The sequence below is a fragment of the Acinetobacter sp. 24-47-64 genome (assembly GCF_057737055.1).
Window position 1 is genome coordinate 469,086 of record NZ_CM173215.1, and the last position, 23,650, is coordinate 492,735.

Below are 23,650 nucleotides of genomic sequence, written 5' to 3' on the forward strand. Positions count from 1 at the left end.
GGACTTATAATGTCGAATCAAAAAAATCTAAATGAGCAGGCGTCATTTTCCGCACCCATAGAAGATTTGCAAGTCCGAATTGCATTTTTAGATGAATTAGTTGATCAGTTAAATATTCAAATTGCATTACAAAGCCGTGAAATCAGCGATTTAAAGAAACAAATGCAAATTTTGTATCAACGTGTTGAAGCTACTCATGCTGACGATGGTGTTGCTCCATTTGATCCAATTTTGGATAAACCGCCACATTATTAAGACGTGACATAAATACTGATTATTTATTAAGAAGTATGCGTAAATAGTTTGACCTTTGATATGAAGGTCGTTGTAATAGTCTTTTCACTTGCCGAATTCTGAATCTTATCCTATGAGCGCTAAAGTTGTCCTAATAGATCTTGAAAATAACATGCCGACTTCGACGTTATTTCGGGAGATTGTGCAACATTACACCACGACCTATCTATTTCATTCGAAAGGGAGTTTTCATTACAGTCTCACTGATTTGACTGAATTTGCGAGTTGGATTAGTAGTGGTCAAATTGTCATTTTAGAAATGCTTGAGGCAAAAGAAAAAGAATTTGAGTACGCTGTGATTGTGGGGCAAATCTTGGCATTGGTTGAGCATGGCGCAGAGATTGATGTGATTTCTGCACGAAACTGTAGCACGATGTTGGCTGACATGATGCGAGCTTCTGGCATTCAATGTAATTTGATACAGGTACAACCAGAGCAACCTGTGTCAAAACTCAAATACAACGTGCCTTCAGTTGAAACTATTCGTCAAAATCATGATTTATTTAGAGTAAAGCAATATTGTGATGTTGTGGTTCGTATGGAAGGGAAACCCAACACCTTAGCTAAGCTTAAAAACTCGATCGAGAATACGTTGAGAATAAATGACGAGCACAGCGCTAAATTGATTGGCATGCTCATTAATTTAAAGGTGATTAAAAAAGAAGGTGAGCAAATTTCCTTTCGTAAAAAGGTATTAAAGCAGTGGGCTCAATTGGATATGAATGTTGATGAAGATGTAGTAGCAGACCACAAGCTTGGTCAGGTAGATGCGTTATTGGCGAAGCTACATATCGAAGCAAAAGACATTTTAGCTGAAATTGAAGAGTCACAAGACATTCAACATATTCAGAGTGATTTGTTTAAAAATTTTGAAAAAATAGATCCTGTCCAGCTGGAAGTCATCCAAAAATTGAATGCTTTAAAATCCGGAAAGCCTAAAGATATTTATGAACTGCGTGATTTATTAGAACAACTATTTCCAAAATCAGATGTGCGGTTATTGCTTAAGGAAATGATTGATAAAGGATATATTTATTGGAATGGTCATGAAGTACTTTATAGCCATGAGATGTTTTTGAACTAAAAATGCCTAGGAAAAAAGCGATGATTTTATCGCTTTTTTTTTATTTCAGTTGCACTGTGCTTAGGTGAGTTATACCACATCATGCCTTATTTGGTTCAGGTCTCAATACTGGTTTCATGCCGCTATAAATCGTATTTTTAATTTTCAACTTGCCTTTTATATTCGGCTTATGCAACTCTAATATAAGAAGCAAAAGGTGAACTATGGAAAATGCTGGACTTTGGATAACGATTCTTATCGTTGTTTTTGTGCTGGGCTCGATCTTCGGATTACGTGTAAATCCAAGAGAAAAAGCTTTGGGGATCATGCGTGAGAAAGCGCGAAAAATAGGATTACACCCGCGTTTGATTGCTGCACCTTCATGGACCAATATTCCAATGGCATCAGAAAATCGTGCCAGTATGGTAGCGTATTACAGCGTTATCATTCCTGATGGTCGCCTACCTTTAATGCGCGCATTGGTTGAAAATGAAAAACTCAATGTTGTTCACGGAAATGAGAAATTTAATGATTTCCCCATTGCATTAAAAGGGATTTATGCTATTGATATGCAGTCTAATTGCGTCGGTTTGTACTGGAAGGAAGAAGAAGATCTTCACGCTACACAACTTGATGAAATGAAAGCACTTTTACATAAATTGGCTGAAATTTAATTTTTTTAATCTTATAGGAATAACGGTTCACTATGGCGAATGCTCCTAAGTCCACATCCAAAAGCGCTACAGCTCAATCGTTAGAAGCTGGAAAAAAACGTGCTTTAGTGATCGTCGAGTCGCCTGCTAAAGCGAAGACCATTAATAAATACTTAGGTTCAAACTACATTGTGAAATCATCTGTGGGTCATGTTCGTGACTTACCAACAGGTGCTTCAAAAAGTACGGAAAAGAAACCAGTAACACGTACCAAACAGACTGCTGAAGAGAAAGCTGAAAAAGCTCAACAGGCACTGATCAATCGTATGGGGGTAGACCCTGAGCACGGTTGGAAAGCACACTATGAAGTGCTTCCTGGTAAAGAAAATGTTGTTTCAGAACTGAAAAAGCTTGCTTCGCAGGTTGACGAGGTCTATCTCGCAACCGATTTGGACCGTGAAGGAGAAGCAATTGCTTGGCATTTAAAAGAAGTTATTGGTGGTGATGACTCTCGTTATAGACGTGTGGTTTTCAACGAAATTACTAAAAATGCCATTCAAGAAGCATTTAAACAGCCTGCTCGTTTAGATATTGATAAAGTCAATGCACAACAAGCACGCCGTTTCCTTGATCGTATTGTTGGCTTTATGATTTCACCACTATTGTGGGAGAAGATCGCACGTGGTTTATCTGCGGGTCGTGTACAGTCAGTTGCTGCGAAACTTGTGGTTGAGCGTGAGCGAGAAATTCGTGCTTTTATTCCTGAAGAATATTGGCAAGTTTTTGCAGATACCAAATCTAAAAAAGATGATATTCGTTTAGAAGCAGTCAAACAGTCAGGTAAGACATTAAAACTTCAAAACAAAGCACAAACTGATGCTTTATTGGATGTTTTAAAAGAAGCTGAATTTAAAGTTGCTGCCCGTGAAGATAAACCGACCAAAGTTAATCCAAGCGCACCCTATATCACATCGACCTTACAACAAGCAGCAAGTACTCGACTTGGTTTCTCTGTAAAGAAAACGATGACGATGGCACAGCGCTTGTATGAGGCAGGTTATATCACCTATATGCGTACCGACTCTACATTCTTGAGTGATGATGCGGTCAATATGGTACGTGGACATATCGAAACTGAGTATGGTGAAAAATATCTCCCTGCAAAGCCAAACCGTTTTGGAAATAAAGCAGGTGCGCAAGAAGCCCATGAAGCGATTCGTCCATCAAACGTCGCGTTGAAGGGTGATCAGCTTGCGGGCGTAGATCGCGATGCTCAGCGTCTATATGATCTGATTTGGCGTCAGTTTGTTGCATGTCAAATGACACCTGCTGAATATTTGTCTTCGACAATCTTGGTCGATGCAAACGGTGTAGAGCTTAAAGCTAAAGGTCGTACTTTGGTATTTGATGGCTTTACGAAAGTACGTGGCCAGAACAAGTCGGATGATGATGTTTTACTGCCTGCTGTGAAAGTGGGTGAAGTTCTACAACTTCAAAAGTTAGATCCTTCGCAACATTTCACTAAACCGCCTGCACGTTTTACAGAAGCATCTTTGGTGAAAGAGCTTGAGAAAAAAGGTATTGGTCGTCCTTCGACTTATGCAGCGATTATTTCAACGATTCAAGATCGTGGTTACGTGAAATTGGATAACCGTCGTCTCTATGCAGAGAAGATGGGTGAAATCGTAACAGATCGTTTGGATGAAAGTTTTAACAACTTAATGAATTATGCATTTACTGCAGATCTAGAAGGTCAACTGGATAAAGTCGCAGATGGTGAGCGTAATTGGAAAGAGTTATTAGATAGTTTCTATGGTGATTTTAAGAAACGTCTGACTACTGCACAAGGTGAAAATGGCATGCGCCGTAATCAGCCTGTTGAAGTTGATGCTGTGCATTGTAAAGAATGTGATCGTCCGATGCAGATTCGTACCGGTACCACAGGGGTATTCTTAGGTTGTTCTGGCTATAACTTACCACCGAAAGAACGTTGTAAAGGTACACTCAACTTAACGCCAGTAGAGTCCTTGGCCGCATTATCTGATGATGAGTCTGCAGAAACCGCAGATTTAATGTCGAAAAAACGTTGCCCAATTTGCGAAACAGCAATGGATAGCTACGTTATTGATGGTGGTCGTAAACTTCATATTTGTGGAAACAACCCAGATTGCGAGGGTTTTGAGCTTGAAGAAGGTGAGTTCAAAATTAAAGGGTACGATGGTCCAACAATTCCATGTGACAAATGCGATGGTGAGATGCAGTTAAAGACAGGGCGTTTTGGTCCTTATTTTGCCTGCACAAGCTGTGAAAATACACGTAAAGTATTGAAGAACGGTCAACCAGCGCCTCCTCGTGTCGACCCGATTAAAATGGAACATTTGCGCTCAACGAAACACGACGACTTTTTCGTATTACGTGATGGAGCAGCAGGCTTATTCTTAGCAGCAAGTAAATTCCCTAAAGTACGTGAAACTCGTGCTCCTAAGGTTGCGGAATTGCGTACGGTTGCTGAACAGCTAGATCCAAAGTATCAGTTTATTCTGCAAGCGCCAGATACTGACCCTGATGGAAACCCAACTTTAGTGAAGTTTAGTCGTAAAAACCAAGCGCAATATATTGGTTCTGAAACGCCTGAAGGTAAACAAACGAAATGGTCTTTGATTTACCAAGATGGTAAATGGATTGAAGCATAAACTTAAAAAGCTCACTGTTAAGTGAGCTTTTTTAATGGGGATTTAGGGTTGTACACGATAACGGCTACTGATCGCAATTCGGTTCCAACTGTTGATGACGATTGTTAGCCACTCAATAGCAATGATTTGCAGATCTGTTAAATACTGCGTTGCTTCCTCATAAATGTGATTTGGTACTTGACCTTCACTTATAAGTGTAATTGACTCAACAAGTTTCAAAGCTGCACGTTCCTGTTCATTAAAATATAAACTATCTGCCCAAGCATTCAATAAGCTAATTCGTTCAATACTTTCATTGGCTTGTAAAGCATCATGAGTATGTAAACGAATGCAAAAAGCACATTGATTAATTTGTGACGCACGTAATTTTAATTAATGTGTAAAACCTTCTGAAATATTGGCTTCAATAATTTTTTTCATCGCTAAAGCATCAAGCTCAACGACTTTTTTATATAGTTCAGGAGCATTTTGGCCCAAATTCAAGCGTAGCACTTTAGGATCCATTCTATTTTTGATGATCTTCAAGCTTAAATCAGTTATGGTTTCTACCAAGAACAATTTGAAAAGAATTATGAAAAATTTTGTACTGGCTCCCGACTCTTTCAAAGAAAGTATGCCTGCTGAGCAGATATGCATGATTATGAAAAATGCCATCCATAAAGTCTTACCCGATGCACAATGTATTTTGAATCCAATGGCAGATGGTGGTGAAGGAACCATTGATGCATTGGTCATGGCAAAATCAGGATTAAAAATCGCGTGCGAAGTACAAGGCCCATTCGCTGATGAGCGTGTCATGACTCATTTTGGATTAATTGATCAGGGACAAACAGCAGTCATTGAAATGGCGAAAGCCAATGGCATTCATTTAATACCACCTCATTTAAGAAATCCTTTGTTCACTAATACTGTAGGGACAGGGCAACTGATTGTCGCAGCTCTTGAATTCGGTGTGAAAAAGATCATCATCGGATTGGGTGGGAGTGTGACCAATGATGGTGGTGCTGGTATGGCACATGCTTTGGGCGTGAAATTTATTAATCAATATCATGAAGCATTTGAGCCAACAGGTGGAAACTTAAACCAAATCGATTCCATTGATGTGTCACAACTCGACCCAAGATTGACTAAAACAGATATTGTTATCGCTTCAGATGTAAACAATCCATTATGTGGTCCACTTGGCGCATCGTATATTTTTGGTCCGCAAAAAGGGGCTACACCTGAAATGGTGCAAGTATTGGATCATAATTTATTGCACTTTGCAGGGGTGGTAGAGCAGCAGCTTTTAGTCGATTTACGTCATCGATCTGGTGCTGGTGCAGCAGGTGGTTTGGGATTTGGATTGATGGCATTTACAGGCGCAGATATTCGATCGGGTGCTGAATTAATCATTGAGGAAACTCGATTGGCTGAAAAAATTGCGCAAGCTGATTATGTATTTACGGGTGAAGGTAAAATTGATGCTCAGACTCAATTTGGTAAAACCCCATTTGGTGTTGCTCAAGTTGCGCATCAGCAGAATAAGCCTGTATTTGCATTCGCTGGTAGAGTTGGTGAAGGGGTAGAACCATTGTACGAACAAGGATTTCATCACATCTATAGTATTAATCCACCGGATCAAAGTTTGTCAGAATCCTTGAAAAATGCAGTTCAGAATTTAGATTTAACGGTACAAAATATCGTAAGGCAGTATATCTAATTCTCTATGTAAGTGGGCTTTGAGGTTTAAAACTGAAGCGTGTTTGTATTTTCTAAATCTAGCTCTGTTAAACTATTGTTATTGTAAAATTGATGAGTAGCGATGAGTTTAGACAGCCTGATTGATGAATTAAATCCTCAACAAAAACAAGCTGCAACCACAGAAGCCTTACATAGTTTGGTGTTGGCGGGTGCGGGCTGTGGTAAAACCAAAACGATTGTGGCACGTGCTGCTTATCTCATTGATCAAGGTATACCCGCCAATCAAATTCAAATTTTGACGTTTACGCGTCGTGCTGCCAGTGAAATCGTGGCGCGTGTCGAATTGGCACTCGGTGAACAAGCAAAAGGATTACGAGCATCCACATTCCATACTTTTTGTATGTACTTACTGCGACGTATACCAAAAGCTTTCGGCTTAGCGCAATTCTCAATTATTGATCGTGATGATCAACTCATGATGTTTCGTTTGATACGTGGTAAAGATGATAAGAAGAATCCCAATCAGCTCCCGAAGCCTGCTGAATTATGTGATCTGTATTCATATGCTAGAAATACGCGTCAAAAGCTAAGTGTTGCCATAGAAAAGCAAATGCCTGAATTCTTAGCAATGAAAGACCTGATTGCAGAAATCATGAAAGAATATGAAACTCGAAAGCAGGCACGTAGCTTTCTTGATTATGACGATATTCTTGCGATCGTGGCATCAGCTTTAGCACAGTCTGAGGGTCTAGTCGATTATGTGGCCTCGATTTGCAGACATATGCTTGTGGATGAAATGCAAGACACCAATCCATTGCAATGGGCGCTATTAGAGCCTTTAAAGGATCGAGTAAGTTTGTTTTGTGTCGGGGATGATGCTCAATCGATTTATGGTTTTCGTGGCGCAGATTTCGAAAACATTCATCATTTTAAAGAGCGTGTGCCAGCAGCACAGATCTTTAAATTAGAAAAAAACTACCGATCTACTCAAGAAATTTTAGATTTATCAAATTGGTTGCTTGATCAAAGTGAGATTAAATATGACAAGCGCTTAAATGCGTATCGAGGTACAGGCATAAAGCCTAAAATTCATATTTTCCCGAATGAGTTTGATGAAGCAAAATGGATTGCCATAGATATTAAAGAGCGACATTTGCTTGAGGGAAGTCCTTGGCGCGATCATATGGTTCTGGTACGTTCAAGCTTTGCAGCTCGTCATATTGAAGCAGCTTTCATTGCAGCCAATGTCCCATATCGGTTTATTGGTGGTATGAAACTTCTTGAAACTGCGCATGTTAAGGATTTACTGAGTTTACTACGGGTCATTGCCAATCCTTCAGACGATATTGCGTGGATGCGGTTTTTGACGCTTTGGGATGGGGTCGGTGATGTTGGCGCAAGCCGTTTAGCGCAACAGTTGTTACAGGACCCTCAAGATGACGTCATTGCGGAAAAACTAGAAAAATTTGGACGTATTCCTGCTGAGGCTCTACTCATTATGAAGCAGTTGAATGTGTTAAAGACTGAAGTTCAAGCTTGCGTAAGCTTGGCAATTCAGGCAATAGAAATTCAGTTGAGTGAAAATTACAAAAAGGATTGGGGGCGTCGTCAAGGAGACTTTGAGTTGGTGAAACAGTTAGCTTCAAAACATACTCAGTTAAGTGAGTTTTTAGAAGCCTACGTGCTTGATCCAGTTTCAATCAGTGAAATCGAACGCCAGTCAGATACTGATGTTGTTACTTTGATCACGATACATTCTGCTAAAGGAACTGAACAAAAAGTTTGTTACGTGGCGAATGTGACACCTGGTCAGTATCCACATGCAAGAGCTCAAGGGGATTTTGATGAAGTTGAAGAAGAACGCCGTGTGCTTTATGTAGCACTTACCCGTGCACAAAATGAATTGATTTTAACCAAGCAAAATTTGGTGACGTGGGCAAGGGAACAAGTCGATGAGCAAGGACGAAAAGTTGAAAGCTATTTTCTCAATGATCTTTCAAGACATTTGTGTACAAGTGAAACACATTATAAAACCAGAAAGCAAACGGTTAAGAGTGCTTTGATTGAGCGACAGTCGATTAATTTAGATTTTGGGATTGATCTCGATTAAACTATCTAGATTGTTTCATACAAAAAGTAGAGTAGGCGCGTACTTTTTGGTTTTTTTGCCTATCCTCTTAAGGTTTTTTCATGAAAATTTTAGTTCGTAACTTAGAGCGCAGCATTACTGAAGCTGAGATTCTGGAGTTATTTCAGCAGTTTGGAACAGTAGACTCATGTACATTGGTGTTAGATGCTGCAACAGGCAAATCGAAAGGATTTGCCTTTGTTGAAATGCCACATGGCCGTGAAGCTGTGAAAGCAATTAAGGGGCTGAACACCCGTAAAGTTAAAGGTGCAGGTATTCGAGTAAAAGCTGCAGACGAAAAGCCAGAAGCATAACTTGATGTCTAAATAAAGTAGGAGCAGTTATTGCTCCTTTTTATTTGATATTTTATTTAATTTCACTAATAAATATGAATCTTTTTTAGCTTTTTTGACAGACTTTTGTACTTTGAAGAATTGACATATTTTTGAAATGTATTTCTGTTATATATTAATATTTTTATTAAAAAAATACACTTAAAATCATATTTATATACAAATTATTGTGAAGTATATCTTAATAATAGATTGAATAAGTTTGAGTGAAGTGTGTAGTATAAAAGCTCCATTATAAAACCCCAAAAGGTTATAAAAATGTCTATTCAAGAATTAAATCATCTAGAAACAGAAATCGTATCAGGTGCAGGTACGTTAATCGGTGACACGCTTCAAAACGCATCAAACTTATTTTCGAGCACATTGAATGTTCAAGCTCCAATTTGGAAGCCATTGAGCCTAATTCCTGGTGTTGGTACAGTTCATCAAGCAATTGATGTTGGCTTTCTTGCGATTTCAGAGGGTCTTTACAAGGCTGGAACATTGTTAGGTGGTGATCAAGATCAGGTCAAATTTCATTATGACAATGAAAAAGGCGATGGGACTTATAATCCATTAGGAATTTTTAAGGGTATTGTTCGCTAATATAACCTTAGATTCATTCGAAAGGGTCAGCCATGCATTTGGCTGGCTTTTTTATTTAAGCAGTATGCATTAATCATCAAGCTTTCAATCAATCTTGTTGATCTAAAATTAATCTGTATTTTTTTCTTAAAAGCATTGCGTGATATGGCGCCAACATTTAAGTTGTATGACATAAATGTTGCTAGGAAGTTTTCATGTCTCGTGTTGCTCGTTTTCATGCAGATCGCACTAATCAAAAACTCTATTTTGCCCGTCTATCATGTCAGCAAGCCGAACAGACAGATCATATTCAACAAGCTCAAGCCCATCGTGAAGCGGCAGTCTTTCATTTGCATGGAGCGGTCTTGGCATTTTTGCAAGAGTTGGTGCGTTATTACCGTTTAAATGATTTTTCACCTACATTAAAATCTATTGAAGAGCATATGGCCGCTAAAGGGCAAGTTTCTCCAGAAATCACTGTGTTACAGCATCTTGCAAAGGATGGTTTTATTGCAGAACTAAAGCGCGCTTATCGTATGTGCCAGTATGCACCTGAACCAAGTGCACCAGAACCTGAGGATGAGACTTCTTCAAATCTTATTATTAAAGTCACGCAGACACCTCAAGCGTGGTTGCCAGACACTCAAATTCTTCGAGAGTGGCATCGTGACTTAACCCATCTTATTGACGGTTTTCGTAACGAAATGGTTGAGTTTTAATTGTAATCATGACAGTTTTAAACGATTAGACTTGAAATATAAATTTTAGAACTTATATAAAATAGTCTAAGCAATGCAAAGTGCATTCAGCATTTTGCCACCATGTGAATCATGGAGGGTATATGTCTATAGAGCAATTGAAAGAATTATTCGGAACACAAGAAGCAATTTTAGAATTGGTGCAACTTGAGAATGGCGAGTTAGCGCTTCGTCACGCTGCATCTGAAGATGAGCCACTTGTGAAAATTCAATTTAATGATGAAGTGAAAGCTTTATTAGGTGATCATATGCCTTTGATTGCCCAACACATGATTCAGGCTGCGTTATTTGCACTTCTCGAAAAACAATCGAATGAATGGCATGCGGAAGTCGTAGATGAAAAACCACAGTTTTATAGCTAAAAAAAAACCGCGCAAATAGCGCGGTTTTTATTTTACTTAGTGAGATGGTGCATGATGATGTGCGATTTCAATTTGATTTAGAATATGATTACTCATGTTCTTCGCCATTTCTTCCTTCGCGTAATACACTTCACCAATTTCATCTGCACGTATTGCTTCAGCTTCTTCTTTACTTTCCGCACAGATCAAAACTTGAATCTGTGGATTCAGAAGTTTGGCAGTATCTACAATCTTATGAATATCTAAAATATCCATCGGCGAGATAATTAAAAGCCTCGCATGTTGTATATGCGCTTGAATTAATACGCCCGGTTCTGTTGCTGAACCTGATACTGCAGCAATATCTTTTGCACGTAGTTTTTCAACAATTTCTCGATTTTCTTCAGCAATCACCACTTTGATGTTATTTTCCATCAGTGTTTTTGTTAAGCGACGTCCAACTTCTCCATGACCGACCATGACCACTTGATCGCGCAGGTAGTCCTGTGAGACCTCGTCAGGTAACATCGCCAATGGATCACCACTACGCTCAAGCAAACGAGCCAAATGCGAGCGCTCACGAATCCATTTCTGTACGGGTTCAATGGCTGAAAATAAAACAGAATTGAGCGAAATAGAAAATAATGCCCCGGCTAAAATCAAGTTTTGAGCTTCAGGGGTTAATAATCCTATAGATAGACCGAGTGTTGCCAAGATAAAGGAGAACTCACCGATTTGAGCGAGTGAGGCACCTACTGTAAGTGCGGTATTTAATGGATAGCGGAAGAACAAAACCAGCGCCATTGCTGCCAATGTTTTTCCGATCATAATAATGCCAATCACAGCCAGAATATGAAGTGGTTCTTCAACGATAATTGTTGGGTCAAACAACATTCCGACAGAGACGAAGAATAGGATGGAGAATATCTCACGCAGTGGTAACGTTTCTTCTTCAGCACGATGACTGAAGTCAGACTCTTTAACCACCATCCCAGCAAAGAATGCACCTAATGCCATTGAAACGCCAAAAACTGCATACGAACCATAGGCAATGGATACGGCTGCTGCAACCACAGTCAATGTAAATAGCTCGCGAGAACCTAAGCGTACGACAAACTGAATAATTTTAGGGATGAGGCGCTTACCTATAATCAGCATAAAGGCGATAAAGCCCGCAACTTTAAGTAAGGTTATTCCTAAAGTCACAAAGACATTTTGATCTGGATTGGCGCCTTCGAGTGCTGTTCCGCCGAGGAGTACGGCTGTAGCGGGTAATAAAACTAAAGCGAGCACCATAACTAGGTCTTCGACGAGTAGCCATCCCACAGCAATTTTTCCATTGACTGAATCCAATAAGCCTCGGTCACCCAAAGCTTTCAGGAGTACCACAGTACTCGCACAAGATAAGCTTAAGCCAAACACCAATGCTGACCCAAAACTCCATCCCCATACCATAGAGACGCCAATCCCGAGGATGGTAGCCACTGTGATTTGTAAAATTGCACCAGGGACAGCAATACGCCGAACTTGCATTAAATCTTTCAGTGAAAAGTGCATCCCGACACCGAACATCAAAAACATGACGCCGAGTTCTGCGAGTTGATTGGCTAGTGTGATATCGGCGACGATACCGGGGGTTTTAGGGCTAATAATAATGCCGGCAATGAGATAGCCAACGAGAGGGGGTAGACGTAAACGTGCGGCGATAAAGCCAAAAATAAGGGCTAAGCCAAAACCAACCGCAAGCAATATAATTAAATCTACATCATGTGGCACTAATCACCCCTTAAATATTTATAAATTATGAATTGGCTTTTGAGCTGTATAAGCATAAAAAATGCCAAACTGAGATTAAATTTTAACAACCTGAAGAAAAAAAAGGCAAAAAAAACGACCCAATGGGTCGTATTTTTTTAAAGAACTAAAATTATTTGATTTTAGCTTCTTTGAAGATTACGTGTTGACGGATTTTTGGATCAAATTTTTTGATTTCCATTTTTTCCGGCATAGTACGTTTGTTCTTAGTAGTGGTATAGAAATAACCTGTACCAGCAGAAGAAACTAGGCGAATCTTATCACGCATTTTCGTTGCTCCTTAGATCTTTTGACCTTGAGCACGTAGGTCAGCAACAACCTTTTCGATGCCCAATTTGTCGATAATACGCATACCTTTAGTAGTTAGACGAAGACGTACGAAACGTTTTTCGCTTTCTAACCAAAAACGGTGGTGGTGCAGGTTCGGCTCGAACCGGCGCTTAGTTTTGTTGTTGGCGTGTGAGACGTTGTTACCAACGACTGGACGCTTGCCGGTAACTTGGCAAACCTTAGACATGGTGTAACTCCATTGATTTAGCCAACAGCAAACCTGTATGGCCAGTCAAAATAAAACGGATTGAATTCATTCAAGGGGCGTTTTATATCAAAAATACGCTTAAAAGACAAGCGAAATTGATAAAAACAGGGCATGACCTGTTGTGATAGATCATGCCTTGATCATTTAACGAAGAAAGGCTTTACGGATAAGACTAGGGATCGGTCTATTAAACGGAGGCAGTACGTATTTCAAGCTGAATAGCTTTGGAATAGACATGACTGAGCGTTCATTTGATAAACTGAAGAAGCCTTCGGGACCATGGTATCTGCCCATACCAGATGCACCAACGCCACCGAAAGGTAGATCATCTTGTGCAACATGAGTAACAACAGCGTTTTGACCAAAGTGTCCAGAGTGAGTACGTTGCGAAACGTATTCTGCTCGAGCATCGTTAAAGTCGAAATAGTATAATGCAAGTGGACGTGGTCGGTCATTAATAAACTCGATAACTTCGTCTATTTGATCATATTCTAAGATTGGTAAAATTGGACCAAAGATTTCGTTCTTCATAATTTCCATATCAGGGCTGATATTGGTCAGAAGGGTTGGCGCTATTTTACGTACAGAAGCAAGCTCTTCTTTTAATGGGTTAATTTCAGTGACTTGAGCACCATTTTGAATCGCATCTTCTAAGTAACCTTGTAAGCGTTTATTTTGCTTATCGCTCACTATAGAGGTGTAATCTTGGTTGTCACGTAATGTTGGATACATCGTTTTCGCAACGGTTTCAAACTGGTGAATAAACTCTGAAGTTTTACCACGTGGTAGGAAAATATAATCTGGTGCGACACAAGTTTGACCCGCATTCCACAATTTACCGAATGCAACACGCTCCGCGACATCCTTTAAGTCAATTGAAGGGTGCACGATAACTGGTGATTTACCACCAAGTTCTAGAATAACTGGAACTAAGTTTTCAGATGCTGCTTTCATCACAGTCTTACCAACATTGGTAGAGCCTGTGAAGACTAATTTATCAAATGCAAGATGACTGAATGTGTCAGAGATTACGCCACCACCTGTAACAACGGCAACTAACTCTTGTGGGAACGCTTCAGATAAAGCATTTTGTAATACATAGCCAAAGTTACGAGAGGTGCTTGAAACTTTAATCATGGCGTGGTTGCCCGCTGCCAATGCACATACTAATGGGCTAATCGCCAATAATAAAGGGTAGTTCCAAGGGGAAATGATACCGACAACACCTAAAGGTTGATACTGAACCCAACCTTTTGCAGGTTGATGTAAAATACCGATATGGCGTTTAGAAGGCTTCATCCACTCTGTTAAATGTTTGCTGTAATATTTGATTTGTTCGAGTGAAGTGAGTAGTTCACCAATTTTCGTTTCAGAAACCGAACGATTACCATAATCTTGGCTAATTGCTTCTGCAATTTGGTCCTGATATTTAATCAAAACTGCTTTAAGACGAGCCAAACGTTCAATACGCTGTTTTGCTGTCGGGTTCGGATAACGTCGATAGGCTGCTTTCTGAAGCGCTAGAAGATCATGTAAATGCTGAACTTCCGATGCTTCAGTCGTCATTAAATTTGTTTTTGTTTGACTGTTCATGACCAGTACCACTAATGTAAGGGTTGATGTGATTTTTATTTTTAGAGTAAATACTCTAAAAGTCAAGTCACTTTTATGTTAGCTTGGGCTAAACGTCATTATTCTTGTTATAGATGGTATTAGGATGTCGCATTCCAAAACGTTAAAAACCAAAGACCGAATCTTGCAAATTAGTTTGCAACTCTTTAACGAACGTGGAGAGCGATCTGTCACAACTAACCATATCGCAGCAGAGTTAGGTATTAGCCCTGGTAATCTCTATTATCACTTTCGTAACAAGCAAGAGATCATTAAAGAGTTGATGGAGCAATATCAGCATGCAACTTTAGAGCTGCTAGCATTGCCAGAAGACCGTGATGTAAATGCCAATGATAAAATCCGATACTTTCAAGTACTCAGTAGTCAGTTATGGGCCTATCGTTTTCTGCATCGTGATGTATATCATTTAACCGAAAATAATGATGACTTTAGAAAAATTTACCCGCGTTTCGCAGGTAAAGTGATGCAACAAGGTCAAAAGATTTACCGAGCCTTCGTCAATGCAGGTCTCATGCAAATGACAGAGTCTGAAATTGAAGCGTTGATCATTAACCTATGGATTGTCCTAACCAATTGGACGAACTTTCTCTATATGTCTGGTCATTTAAAAGATTCCAACCATCTAGATGAAAAGTGGGTTTGGCAGGCACTGCGTCAAATGGTGTTTCTTGAAGGTCCTTATTTACGTGGTGAAAGTCGTCAGACTTATGAGCGCTTGCTTGAAACGTTGGGAACATCTGAATTATTTGCTAGTCTTTCTGCTGATCGAGAAGATTGATTTCAGCAAAGATAATTTGAAAGCATTAAAAAAAGAGTTAGAATACGCGGCTGTTTTTCAATTTAACTGTTAAGTGATATAAATCATCATGAATATGACAACTGCTAACACAGCACGTTTACTGATTACTTGCGAAGATAAACCAGGAATCGTGCAGGCTGTATCGAGCTTTTTGTATCATCAAGGGGCAAACATCACTGCGCTTGATCAATATGCAACAGAAGCTCAGGGCGGGCGTTATTTCATGCGTGTTGAGTTTGAACTCGACAATTTGCAAAGCCGTAAGGAAAATATTCTACAAACTTTCGCCACAAACGTAGCTGAACGTTACAACATGCATTGGCGTCTAGCTTTAGTGTCAGATGTAAAGAAAGTCGGTATTTTGGTATCGAAAGTCGATCATGCCTTGCTTGAACTTTTATGGCGTCATGCACGTGGTGGATTACCTTGTGAAATCACTAAGGTTGTGTCGAATCATGAAGATCTACGTGAGTCTGTGGAAAACTTCGGTATTCCTTTTGAAGTTGTGCCTGTCAATAAAGAGAACAAGCGCGAAGCATATGCAAAAATTGATGAGTTAATGCAAGGTAATGATTTGCTTGTACTCGCACGTTATATGCAGATTCTTGATGAAGAGTTCGTCTCTAAGTGGGAAATGAAAGTGATCAACATTCATCATTCTTTCCTTCCAGCTTTTGTGGGTGCTAACCCTTATAAGCAAGCGTATGAAAAAGGCGTAAAACTGATTGGTGCAACAGCGCATTATGTGACAGCTGATTTGGATCAAGGTCCGATTATTGAACAAGATGTTGAGCGTGTCAGCCATGATTTTACAGTTGATCAATTACGTGAATTAGGTCAAGACGTTGAACGTAATGTCTTGGCGCGTGCTGTTAAGTGGCATTTAGAAGACCGTATCATTGTTGATGGTAATAAAACTGTGGTATTCCAGTGATTTTTAATTAAATATCACTGATTTATTAAGGCATGCATGAGCATGCCTTTTTTATTGATGATCAAAAAAACTCATCAAAACTGCAGAATTAATAGTTGCAAATGAAAACACTTCTCATTTATTATTGGCGTACTTTAATTGTACTAACCGATAAGTTTGATTGAAATCTTCCTTATGAAGACAGCGTCAATGTATATCAGATCATAAATTTTAATGAGCCCATCTCCCATTCCTATGATGCAAAATCCAATCTCAATGAAAAAGAAAGTGCTTACTTCGCTCATTGCAGTGGTGATCGGGCATATTGGTGTTTTATTTGCCGTGAGTCAGATGAAAACACCTGAATTAAAACCTATTGATAAGGATCCAATTAAGGTTCGTTTTGTTCAGATAAAAGAGGATGCGCCACCGCCGCCACCTCCTGTTGAACCTGTGAAACCTCAAGTTCAACCAAAACCAGAACCTAAAGTCGTTGAACCACCTCCTGTGGTTAAACCCAAAGTCATTGCTGAAAAGCCTAAACCTGTCGAACAAAAAGCAATTGTTCAAGAAGATAAATTAGAAAAGCAAAAGCAGGAACAACAGCGTTTAGAGCAAGAACGTAAAAATCGTGAGTTGCTTGAACAGCAGCGACGTGAGCAAGCATTGCGTGACCAACAGCTACGTGAGCAACAAGAACGTGAGCGCTTGGAAAATGAAAGACGCGAACAAGAACGTCGTGAGCAGCAAGCACGTAATACACCAAAGAATTTAAGTATTGGGCAAATATCATGGTCTCGTACACCGAAGCCATCATATACCAACCGAGATTTACAAGGTTCTGATCGTACTGTTGTAGTATCGATTGAAGCGGACACTAACGGTAATGTAGTGAATGCCAGAATCACAAAATCAAGTGGAATTGATTCGCTTGATCAAAAGATTTTACGCTCGGTGCGTAATGCAAAATTCAGACCTTATAAGGAAAATGGCGTGGCTTATCCGTTTAGAGCGGAACAACCATTTGAACTTAAGTTGAATTCTAACGGCTAACTTTTATTAGGAGTTCGAGTATGAACTTTTCAGTTTATTGGCAACATGCTGATGCAGTCAGTAAGACGCTTTATTTCGTTTTACTCGCAATGTCTATTGCGACATGGACAATTGTCGTTTTACGTGTGATGGGAACACGTCAACTGAAAGAAGTTGCTTATGCTCAACTCTCTAAAGCATTAGCAGGATTGAAAGCAAAACTCGCTCCTTTGGGATTTGAACAACGTAAAGCTGTTGCTGAGCAAGCTTTATTGCGTCAGATTGCTTTGGAAAAAGCATCTGCTGAAAAAGGTGTTGCTGTACTCGGAACAATTGCCTCACTTGCACCATTTGTAGGGCTATTTGGTACAGTATGGGGAATCTTCCATGCATTGGTTGCAGTAGGTAAAAGCGGTCAAGCAGGACTTGCACAAGTTGCAACCCCTGTGGGTGAAGCCCTGATTATGACTGGTATTGGTCTAGCAGTAGCTATTCCAGCAGTGATCGCATACAACATTTGTATTCGCTTTAATCGTACATTAAGTAATGAACTACAAGATCATGCTCACAGTCTTTTAATCGACACGATGCTGCAACAAGATTCTTCTGCGCAAAAAGTTGAAGTGAAAGCGACTCAAGAAAGTTACGTTGGAGGTCAAGCTTAATGGCTTTTCAATTGGGTGAAGACAACGATACAGGCATGACGGAGATGAACCTCATCCCGTTAATTGACATTATGTTGGTTTTGATGATCATCTTCTTGGTGACAGCGACCGTTGCTAACCCATCAATTCCATTAACTTTACCAAAAACGACAGCGGATATCATTGATCCACCACCTGAATCGATTCAAGTAAGCATTAACTCACAGGGTGAGATTGCATGGGATTCAGAAATTATCAGCTTAGATCAATTGCAAAAAAGATTTAACGATGCCGGTGGTTCAGCACAACAACCGACAATTATTCTTAAAGCAGATAAAGAATCACGTTACGATACTGTTGCTCAAGTGATGTCACGTGCAAGCGAAGCCGGGCTTGCTGACATTGCCTTTGCCACAGATAATTAACTGATTAACATGAGAAAAGCGACCATAAGGTCGCTTTTTTTAAACCTGTATTAGTCTTTGAGTAAACCTTCAAATTTAGAGCGCAGCTTTAAAAGTTTTGGTGGGATACTAAAATTGCAGTAGCCTTGAGTCGGGTTACGAGCAAAGAAATTTTGATGATATTCTTCAGCAGGGTAGAAGGTCGGTACTGAGCTTAGTTCTGTAACAATATCTAAACCTTCTGCTTTTAACTGTTGAATCGCTTTCTCTGCAATCTGGCGCTGTTCTTCATCAAAATAATAAATGACAGAGCGATATTGCGTACCTATATCATTACCTTGGCGATTGAGTGTGGTTGGATCATGTGTTGCAAAAAATACATCAAGCAATTGAGCAAAGCTAATTTGACTTTCATCAAAATCCACTAAAACCACTTCTGCGTGATGGGTGTCTCCTTTGCAAATGTCCTCATAGCTTGGATTGGCCGTATACCCACCCGCATAACCACTCACGACTTTAGTGACACCTTTGAGTTGAAGGAAAACTGCTTCAACACACCAGAAGCATCCGCCACCGAGCAAAGCTTGTTGCATGGGATTCACCTTATTGAGTTGCAATGACTGAAATAATGGGGTGTAGAATGAAAAAAGCAACCAGTGAAATGGTTGCTTAACTGTTAACGCGGTTGTATTGCAGACTCATACTGCAATACTGGATTACCATTCTCATCGAGTAGGCGAAGCGTTTTTTCATAGACTTGGAATGCCGCGACTTTTGCCAAGGCAGCATTATAGCGATTTGCAAGTTCTTGAGTATTCACACACATCATTTGTGTAGTTGCAACTTCACTCAAGCTAATTTTGTCAGCTTTAATGCTATATGCACCCATAAAACGGTTACAACCATCTGCACCACTCAAACGACTAGATGCTGCATCAAATTGAATACTTGGAACATTGTGTGCAGTAGGGTCGGTCTTAAATTCTGTTGCGCCAATATGTGTCAAAATCCAAGTTTTATTTTGCAATTGATTAAGTGCTTGTTGTTGCTTTTCAGCAGATGGTGTTGTGGTACATGCTGTAAAAAGTAATGCTGAGCCTATAACGGATACGGCTAAAAGTTGTTTTAACATATGAAATGCCCCTGTGTTATTTCTTTCTAATGTAAATTAAATTCAAGTCAATTTTATGTATATCAACTGATACGCTAAGGTGCAAGCTCTGGCTGACTCTGAGGGAGACCCAGACGAATCAATTTTGAATAATTTTCACTACTTTGATATTTAAATTGATTAAATTGGTCTGTTCTTGGGTTGACATGTGCCTTGTTGTACCATGTTTTGATATCCCAATGATGTTGTAATGCCCCTAAGTCATACAGATAATTAGGTAAATAACCTGAGGCTAATAATCGGTAGTCCACTGGCAGTTCATGTTTGGAAATCGCTTGAACCATATCAAAAACCAAAGTGGTGCAGTTACTGGTCAAGGTGTTATACCATTTTGGTTCTTGACTAAGTTGATCTGCTTGCTCTAAATATTCCTCAAATAAAGCTTTCATTTCAGCAGCTTCCATGTTGATTGGGAAAAAATAGACCTGCTCATTACGTACATTGCTACGTGTATAAATAATGTCTTTCTCGTCAGCAGCAACTAAACTGACTTCGTACTTTCTAAAAAAACCACCAATAGCAGAAAACTCTTCATCTTTTTCTTTGCGAATTTCAATCGAAAAGGTCAGTGGTTTAGAGTTTTTGAAATCAAAGCTGACTAAAGTGTGGGCGATTTGTGGGCCCATCCAATATGAAGTAATGATGTTAATGCCACTGATTTGATTCAAATCAATTTGACGTGTTTCCCAGCGTTCTTGATAGGTTCCGTCTTCATTCCATGCAAAATTACGCACATTGTGTAAAGTGACCCAATCACCTTGACGTTCATAATTGAGAATTCTTGCGACTTCAGGATTCCACTCACGGTCTTGTTTGGCAGGGATACTAAAATACCAAACTAAACTGAACGCAAAAAAGACAATGTATAAGACAACATCTTTACTACGGCTGAAAAAATGTTGTGTTGCATATATGCCTAAAACACTTAAGGCAAAAGCGACCCAAAAGCCAATGATAATACGACTGACTAACCAGCCAAATGGCTCTTGAACCCATAAGGCCATACATAACCAAATTGAAGAGAAGATGACAAATAAACTAAATAGGGAGTGAAAAGCTCCCTTTGCAAGCGCAAGAATAAACTCTCTTTTACCGATGTTATGCATTGTTATTGGCTATATGTAAGAAAGCTTTATTTTTGGTAGGTTGCGAACTCAAATGCAATATTTGTTTTGTCATCAATGTGTTGCTCTGATGCCACTTTTTTAAATTCAGGTGGAATCTCAGGATAATGAGCATCACCTTGAACGTCTAATTCAACATGCGTGAGTTCTAAGCGATCCGCAATAGAGATCGTTTGGCTAAAAATTTCTCCACCACCTATGATAAAAATAGATCCAGGCTTTTCTGAAGCTTTTACATCATGGACTGCCTGCTCAAGTGCACTCTCGATTGTATGCGCGATTTTTGTTCCTTCAAACTGCCATGACGTATCTCGTGTAATGACCCAATTTACACGTTTAGGAAGTGTTCTACCCATAGACTCAAGTGTTTTACGTCCCATGACCACAACACCACCTTGAGTAATTTCTTTAAAATGTTTGAGATCAGCTGAAATATGCCATGGCAAATCATTTCCTTTGCCAATACAACGTTGCTGATCCATTGCAACGACGTGTACGACTTCTAAACCTTGAAATGCCATGATTATTCTTCCAGCGAATATGAGTTAAAGAGGGAAATGTAAAGTTGGATCACGATTAGTATCAACTGTGATCCCAAAAGACATTAGTTAAAATCAAACCGCAACAGGTGCTTTAATTGCAGGATGCGATTCGTAATTTACGATTTCAATATCTTCAAATTTGAAATCAAAAATATCTTTAATTTCGGGATTCAGTTTGAGTTGGCACAATGGAAGTGGTTCACGTGTTAATTGAAGTTGTGCTTGCTCGAAATGATTGGCGTAAAGATGAGTATCACCACCTGTCCAAACAAAATCACCGACTTCTAGATCACAGACTTGCGCAATCATATGGGTGAGAAGTGCATAACTTGCAATATTAAATGGAACGCCAAGAAAAACATCAGCACTACGTTGATAAAGCTGACATGATAATTTTCCATCCTGAACAAAAAACTGGAAAAGCGTGTGACAAGGAGGGAGTGCCACTTGTCCAGCTTCTTTTGGGTTCCAACCTGATACGATTAAACGACGGGAGTTTGGATTGGTTTTAATTTCATTAATTAACCATTTGATTTGATCGAAACCATCTTGCTCGTATAAACCATCGTCTTTTTTAGTTGCACCAAAGTTACGCCATTGGTGTCCATATACTGGACCTAGCTCTCCTTCAGGACGTCCAAAACGAGCAGTCTGCTCAGCTGTCGACCATTCATCCCAAATTGTAACTTTATGATCTTGGAGATATTTAACATTGGTATCACCTTTAAGGAACCAAAGTAATTCAACCACGATTGAACGGAAGTGAACTTTCTTTGTGGTCAGTAGAGGAAAACCTTTAGAAAGATCAAAGCGCATTTGATGACCAAATACAGAACGAGTACCTGTACCAGTACGGTCACCTTTATCACCGCCATTGTCGAGGATATGTTGTAGTAGGTCTAAATACGCTTTCATAAATTTCCTGATCGATTTGAATGTGGCATTTGAAGAATAAACCAATGCCAAAAATTTCATTGGCATCAGTTTATACTAAAGCAGCATGCTTTTTAATATCTTCCTTACGGAATAGAATCTTTGAAAGCGAGTAATTAAAGAAATAAGAAAGCACCCTTTAGGGTGCTCTCATTTAACTCAAAATTTTAGGGCTTAAGTAGTTTTGTGTCCTGTATGTACAGTATGAATTAAATCGCTTAGGTCATAACCAATGGATTGAGCATATGCAAGATACGCTTGTTTGATAGATTCATTTAACACAGGTTCACGGTGCAGAATCCAAAGATATTTTTGATTAGGTTCACCGACTAAAGCAGTTTGATAATTTTCATCGATCTTAAGTACCCAATAGTCACCTTTAGTGAATGGAATCCAACGAAATCCTTCAGGCAAAAAGCTGACTTCTAATTTGCCATGTGCAGCATCTACGACTGTGGCTTCGCCAATAGACTCATCCAGTTCTTTGTTGCCATCAAGACAACGATTTTGAACACGTACAGTTCCATCGCTGTTTAAGGTATAGACTGCCGAAATATCCGTACTGTCTTCAGGTTGATGCTTCATTGGTAAGCGTGCAATCTCATACCAAGTACCTAAATAGCGTTCAAGTTGGAAGTTAGATACGGTCGTTAAATTTTGACTCATTATGATGTACTCCATTTAATCTAAATTAGATACATCCTTTGAGTATAGGCACAGTTTTGGAGTAGAAATAATACTGTTCTGTAGCAAAGCGTTAAGTGAGTGCGATTAATTTATATTTATTTTCATTTGCTTAGTAGTTTTGAAATTCAGCGGGGTGTACGAGATGCATATAAACTCACTACGAATAATCCCACTGCGCTATAACCCATGAGTTGTACAAAAAGTGCAAAAAACTCTCTGCTATTTTGAAAGTTCAGCGCTGAAAGCATGAAGATAAAAAATACAATCAAGATGAAAGGACTAAAAGCATAATATGCTTTCAGCTGATGCTTTAGACGCTTAGATTGGATCAAAACATGATGAATAATGTGTAGACTTAAGCCTAAACATAAGCTCATTAGTGTCGATAGAAAATCAAGTTTTTTAATTTCAGCTGTCAACAGAATCACTACACACGTTGATATACAAATGATCAATTTAAGCCTGCGTGTGCATCGTTCCGAATACCAGAAATTTAACATAATGAAGTCTTAATGCTGATGTTGATGAAGTAGAGACAGTGGGGAAAATAAGCAAATAGATAAAGCCATAAATCCTAATCCTTGAGCGCCAGGTAAAAGAATTTCTCCATCTTTTGCATGCATGAAAATCAAGGCAAGTAGCAGAGCGATAGGAATCCAAGTAAATAATCGGTACATCAACCCTGTTGGATGGTGTGAAGCGAAATGAATTTTACAGTAACGGCAAATAAGAAAAACGATACCTGTGCCCACAAACATTAAGATGGCATCAAAGTTAAGCGGTTGCATCCAATATAACGTAGCGGTAGCACTCGCGATCAAAATAAAAAATAAAGCTTTGTGCTGTATTGAAACTTTAGGATCAAACCAAAACTCGAGCATAGTAA

27 protein-coding genes and 1 pseudogene are annotated in these 23,650 nt (G+C 39.3%); 15 read left to right on the forward strand and 13 right to left on the reverse strand.

The genetic code is table 11. The features are described 5' to 3' along the window. The first annotated feature begins 9 nt into the window (after positions 1-9). The 4 genes from AC1M85_RS02295 to topA all read left to right on the forward strand — a co-directional run bounded on the left by AC1M85_RS02295 (position 10) and on the right by topA (position 4,703). Positions 10-255 (forward strand): SlyX family protein, encoded by a 246-nt coding sequence (locus AC1M85_RS02295; protein WP_035266784.1) that lies wholly within the window; start codon positions 10-12, stop codon positions 253-255. A gap of 112 nt (positions 256-367) precedes the next feature. After that, positions 368-1,378, forward strand: coding sequence for a hypothetical protein (locus AC1M85_RS02300; RefSeq protein WP_488213476.1), 1,011 nt, complete (start codon positions 368-370; stop codon positions 1,376-1,378). A 203-nt stretch (positions 1,379-1,581) separates the two neighbouring features. Then, positions 1,582-2,031, forward strand: coding sequence for an ammonium transporter (locus AC1M85_RS02305; RefSeq protein ID WP_488213477.1), 450 nt, complete (start codon positions 1,582-1,584; stop codon positions 2,029-2,031). Between the two features lie 32 nt (positions 2,032-2,063). Further along, complete coding sequence (gene topA, locus AC1M85_RS02310; protein ID WP_488213478.1) at positions 2,064-4,703, forward strand: type I DNA topoisomerase; 2,640 nt, start codon at positions 2,064-2,066, stop codon at positions 4,701-4,703. 42 nt (positions 4,704-4,745) lie between these two features. On the opposite strand, the pseudogene AC1M85_RS02315 reads toward topA, so the two are convergent. After that, positions 4,746-5,195: pseudogene (locus AC1M85_RS02315) on the reverse strand (carboxymuconolactone decarboxylase family protein). Between the two features lie 79 nt (positions 5,196-5,274). Here AC1M85_RS02315 and AC1M85_RS02320 point away from each other — a divergent pair. The 6 genes from AC1M85_RS02320 to AC1M85_RS02345 all read left to right on the forward strand — a co-directional run bounded on the left by AC1M85_RS02320 (position 5,275) and on the right by AC1M85_RS02345 (position 10,551). After that, positions 5,275-6,405, forward strand: coding sequence for a glycerate kinase family protein (locus AC1M85_RS02320; protein WP_488213479.1), 1,131 nt, complete (start codon positions 5,275-5,277; stop codon positions 6,403-6,405). A 102-nt stretch (positions 6,406-6,507) separates the two neighbouring features. Next, positions 6,508-8,496, forward strand: coding sequence for an ATP-dependent helicase (locus AC1M85_RS02325; RefSeq protein ID WP_488213480.1), 1,989 nt, complete (start codon positions 6,508-6,510; stop codon positions 8,494-8,496). Positions 8,497-8,576: 80 nt separating this feature from the next. Beyond that, positions 8,577-8,828, forward strand: coding sequence for an RNA recognition motif domain-containing protein (locus AC1M85_RS02330; protein ID WP_035266766.1), 252 nt, complete (start codon positions 8,577-8,579; stop codon positions 8,826-8,828). A gap of 297 nt (positions 8,829-9,125) precedes the next feature. Continuing rightward, complete coding sequence (locus AC1M85_RS02335) at positions 9,126-9,452, forward strand: hypothetical protein (RefSeq protein WP_035266764.1); 327 nt, start codon at positions 9,126-9,128, stop codon at positions 9,450-9,452. Positions 9,453-9,646: 194 nt separating this feature from the next. Beyond that, on the forward strand, positions 9,647-10,150 hold the full coding sequence (locus tag AC1M85_RS02340; protein ID WP_035266761.1) for a DUF6586 family protein: 504 nt from the start codon (positions 9,647-9,649) through the stop codon (positions 10,148-10,150). 122 nt (positions 10,151-10,272) lie between these two features. Then, positions 10,273-10,551 carry a hypothetical protein gene (locus AC1M85_RS02345; RefSeq protein WP_035266758.1) on the forward strand — a complete coding sequence of 93 codons (279 nt, stop codon included), beginning with the start codon at positions 10,273-10,275 and terminating at the stop codon, positions 10,549-10,551. 36 nt (positions 10,552-10,587) lie between these two features. Here the strand turns inward: AC1M85_RS02345 and AC1M85_RS02350 are convergent, their stop codons facing one another. The 4 genes from AC1M85_RS02350 to AC1M85_RS02365 all read right to left on the reverse strand — a co-directional run bounded on the left by AC1M85_RS02350 (position 10,588) and on the right by AC1M85_RS02365 (position 14,476). Beyond that, on the reverse strand, positions 10,588-12,306 hold the full coding sequence (locus tag AC1M85_RS02350; RefSeq protein ID WP_488213481.1) for a cation:proton antiporter: 1,719 nt from the start codon (positions 12,304-12,306) through the stop codon (positions 10,588-10,590). Between the two features lie 151 nt (positions 12,307-12,457). Continuing rightward, positions 12,458-12,613: a 50S ribosomal protein L33 gene (gene rpmG, locus AC1M85_RS02355; protein WP_001205031.1), complete on the reverse strand. Its 156-nt coding sequence runs from the start codon at positions 12,611-12,613 to the stop codon at positions 12,458-12,460. 12 nt (positions 12,614-12,625) lie between these two features. After that, entirely contained in the window at positions 12,626-12,862 is a 237-nt protein-coding gene (gene rpmB, locus AC1M85_RS02360; protein ID WP_000048256.1) for a 50S ribosomal protein L28, read from the reverse strand. Between the two features lie 165 nt (positions 12,863-13,027). Then, positions 13,028-14,476 (reverse strand): coniferyl aldehyde dehydrogenase, encoded by a 1,449-nt coding sequence (locus AC1M85_RS02365; RefSeq protein ID WP_035266754.1) that lies wholly within the window; start codon positions 14,474-14,476, stop codon positions 13,028-13,030. 124 nt (positions 14,477-14,600) lie between these two features. Here AC1M85_RS02365 and AC1M85_RS02370 point away from each other — a divergent pair, with 124 nt between their 5' ends. From AC1M85_RS02370 to AC1M85_RS02390, 5 genes are all read left to right on the forward strand, one after another. Then, positions 14,601-15,293: a TetR/AcrR family transcriptional regulator gene (locus AC1M85_RS02370; RefSeq protein WP_035266753.1), complete on the forward strand. Its 693-nt coding sequence runs from the start codon at positions 14,601-14,603 to the stop codon at positions 15,291-15,293. Positions 15,294-15,381: 88 nt separating this feature from the next. Beyond that, on the forward strand, positions 15,382-16,248 hold the full coding sequence (gene purU, locus AC1M85_RS02375; protein ID WP_092766746.1) for a formyltetrahydrofolate deformylase: 867 nt from the start codon (positions 15,382-15,384) through the stop codon (positions 16,246-16,248). A 213-nt stretch (positions 16,249-16,461) separates the two neighbouring features. After that, a complete protein-coding gene (locus AC1M85_RS02380; RefSeq protein ID WP_092766747.1) occupies positions 16,462-17,280 on the forward strand; it encodes an energy transducer TonB in 819 nt (272 codons plus the stop codon). Positions 17,281-17,300: 20 nt separating this feature from the next. Further along, positions 17,301-17,924 carry a MotA/TolQ/ExbB proton channel family protein gene (locus AC1M85_RS02385; RefSeq protein ID WP_180028347.1) on the forward strand — a complete coding sequence of 208 codons (624 nt, stop codon included), beginning with the start codon at positions 17,301-17,303 and terminating at the stop codon, positions 17,922-17,924. Further along, positions 17,924-18,328, forward strand: coding sequence for an ExbD/TolR family protein (locus tag AC1M85_RS02390; protein ID WP_488213482.1), 405 nt, complete (start codon positions 17,924-17,926; stop codon positions 18,326-18,328). The genes AC1M85_RS02385 and AC1M85_RS02390 overlap by 1 nt, the downstream gene beginning before the upstream one ends. A 50-nt stretch (positions 18,329-18,378) precedes the next feature. Here AC1M85_RS02390 and msrA read toward each other — a convergent pair whose 3' ends face one another. From msrA to AC1M85_RS02430, 8 genes are all read right to left on the reverse strand, one after another. After that, positions 18,379-18,900, reverse strand: coding sequence for a peptide-methionine (S)-S-oxide reductase MsrA (msrA, locus tag AC1M85_RS02395; protein ID WP_481588671.1), 522 nt, complete (start codon positions 18,898-18,900; stop codon positions 18,379-18,381). 83 nt (positions 18,901-18,983) lie between these two features. Then, positions 18,984-19,439, reverse strand: a complete 456-nt coding sequence (locus tag AC1M85_RS02400; RefSeq protein WP_488213483.1) for an META domain-containing protein — start codon at positions 19,437-19,439, stop codon at positions 18,984-18,986. A gap of 74 nt (positions 19,440-19,513) precedes the next feature. Continuing rightward, on the reverse strand, positions 19,514-20,584 hold the full coding sequence (locus AC1M85_RS02405; protein WP_092766749.1) for an Lnb N-terminal periplasmic domain-containing protein: 1,071 nt from the start codon (positions 20,582-20,584) through the stop codon (positions 19,514-19,516). A gap of 26 nt (positions 20,585-20,610) precedes the next feature. Continuing rightward, entirely contained in the window at positions 20,611-21,123 is a 513-nt protein-coding gene (locus AC1M85_RS02410) for a dihydrofolate reductase (protein ID WP_035266739.1), read from the reverse strand. 93 nt (positions 21,124-21,216) lie between these two features. Further along, positions 21,217-22,059 (reverse strand): thymidylate synthase, encoded by an 843-nt coding sequence (gene thyA / locus AC1M85_RS02415; protein WP_481588673.1) that lies wholly within the window; start codon positions 22,057-22,059, stop codon positions 21,217-21,219. A 192-nt stretch (positions 22,060-22,251) separates the two neighbouring features. Then, positions 22,252-22,743: a lipocalin family protein gene (locus AC1M85_RS02420; RefSeq protein ID WP_481588674.1), complete on the reverse strand. Its 492-nt coding sequence runs from the start codon at positions 22,741-22,743 to the stop codon at positions 22,252-22,254. Between the two features lie 146 nt (positions 22,744-22,889). Beyond that, positions 22,890-23,141, reverse strand: a complete 252-nt coding sequence (locus AC1M85_RS02425) for a hypothetical protein (RefSeq protein ID WP_179998671.1) — start codon at positions 23,139-23,141, stop codon at positions 22,890-22,892. Between the two features lie 132 nt (positions 23,142-23,273). Next, positions 23,274-23,645 carry a hypothetical protein gene (locus tag AC1M85_RS02430; RefSeq protein ID WP_179998670.1) on the reverse strand — a complete coding sequence of 124 codons (372 nt, stop codon included), beginning with the start codon at positions 23,643-23,645 and terminating at the stop codon, positions 23,274-23,276. Positions 23,646-23,650 lie beyond the last annotated feature (5 nt).

Coding starts and splice junctions, on each gene's coding strand:
- AC1M85_RS02295 (WP_035266784.1), top strand. CDS start 10: ATGTCGAATCAAAAAAATCTAAATGAGCAGGCGTCATTTTCCGCACCC.
- AC1M85_RS02300 (WP_488213476.1), top strand. CDS start 368: ATGAGCGCTAAAGTTGTCCTAATAGATCTTGAAAATAACATGCCGACT.
- AC1M85_RS02305 (WP_488213477.1), top strand. CDS start 1,582: ATGGAAAATGCTGGACTTTGGATAACGATTCTTATCGTTGTTTTTGTG.
- topA (WP_488213478.1), top strand. CDS start 2,064: ATGGCGAATGCTCCTAAGTCCACATCCAAAAGCGCTACAGCTCAATCG.
- AC1M85_RS02320 (WP_488213479.1), top strand. CDS start 5,275: ATGAAAAATTTTGTACTGGCTCCCGACTCTTTCAAAGAAAGTATGCCT.
- AC1M85_RS02325 (WP_488213480.1), top strand. CDS start 6,508: ATGAGTTTAGACAGCCTGATTGATGAATTAAATCCTCAACAAAAACAA.
- AC1M85_RS02330 (WP_035266766.1), top strand. CDS start 8,577: ATGAAAATTTTAGTTCGTAACTTAGAGCGCAGCATTACTGAAGCTGAG.
- AC1M85_RS02335 (WP_035266764.1), top strand. CDS start 9,126: ATGTCTATTCAAGAATTAAATCATCTAGAAACAGAAATCGTATCAGGT.
- AC1M85_RS02340 (WP_035266761.1), top strand. CDS start 9,647: ATGTCTCGTGTTGCTCGTTTTCATGCAGATCGCACTAATCAAAAACTC.
- AC1M85_RS02345 (WP_035266758.1), top strand. CDS start 10,273: ATGTCTATAGAGCAATTGAAAGAATTATTCGGAACACAAGAAGCAATT.
- rpmG (WP_001205031.1), bottom strand. CDS start 12,613: ATGCGTGATAAGATTCGCCTAGTTTCTTCTGCTGGTACAGGTTATTTC.
- rpmB (WP_000048256.1), bottom strand. CDS start 12,862: ATGTCTAAGGTTTGCCAAGTTACCGGCAAGCGTCCAGTCGTTGGTAAC.
- AC1M85_RS02365 (WP_035266754.1), bottom strand. CDS start 14,476: ATGAACAGTCAAACAAAAACAAATTTAATGACGACTGAAGCATCGGAA.
- AC1M85_RS02370 (WP_035266753.1), top strand. CDS start 14,601: ATGTCGCATTCCAAAACGTTAAAAACCAAAGACCGAATCTTGCAAATT.
- purU (WP_092766746.1), top strand. CDS start 15,382: ATGAATATGACAACTGCTAACACAGCACGTTTACTGATTACTTGCGAA.
- AC1M85_RS02380 (WP_092766747.1), top strand. CDS start 16,462: ATGAGCCCATCTCCCATTCCTATGATGCAAAATCCAATCTCAATGAAA.
- AC1M85_RS02385 (WP_180028347.1), top strand. CDS start 17,301: ATGAACTTTTCAGTTTATTGGCAACATGCTGATGCAGTCAGTAAGACG.
- AC1M85_RS02390 (WP_488213482.1), top strand. CDS start 17,924: ATGGCTTTTCAATTGGGTGAAGACAACGATACAGGCATGACGGAGATG.
- msrA (WP_481588671.1), bottom strand. CDS start 18,900: ATGCAACAAGCTTTGCTCGGTGGCGGATGCTTCTGGTGTGTTGAAGCA.
- AC1M85_RS02400 (WP_488213483.1), bottom strand. CDS start 19,439: ATGTTAAAACAACTTTTAGCCGTATCCGTTATAGGCTCAGCATTACTT.
- AC1M85_RS02405 (WP_092766749.1), bottom strand. CDS start 20,584: ATGCATAACATCGGTAAAAGAGAGTTTATTCTTGCGCTTGCAAAGGGA.
- AC1M85_RS02410 (WP_035266739.1), bottom strand. CDS start 21,123: ATGGCATTTCAAGGTTTAGAAGTCGTACACGTCGTTGCAATGGATCAG.
- thyA (WP_481588673.1), bottom strand. CDS start 22,059: ATGAAAGCGTATTTAGACCTACTACAACATATCCTCGACAATGGCGGT.
- AC1M85_RS02420 (WP_481588674.1), bottom strand. CDS start 22,743: ATGAGTCAAAATTTAACGACCGTATCTAACTTCCAACTTGAACGCTAT.
- AC1M85_RS02425 (WP_179998671.1), bottom strand. CDS start 23,141: ATGAGCTTATGTTTAGGCTTAAGTCTACACATTATTCATCATGTTTTG.
- AC1M85_RS02430 (WP_179998670.1), bottom strand. CDS start 23,645: ATGCTCGAGTTTTGGTTTGATCCTAAAGTTTCAATACAGCACAAAGCT.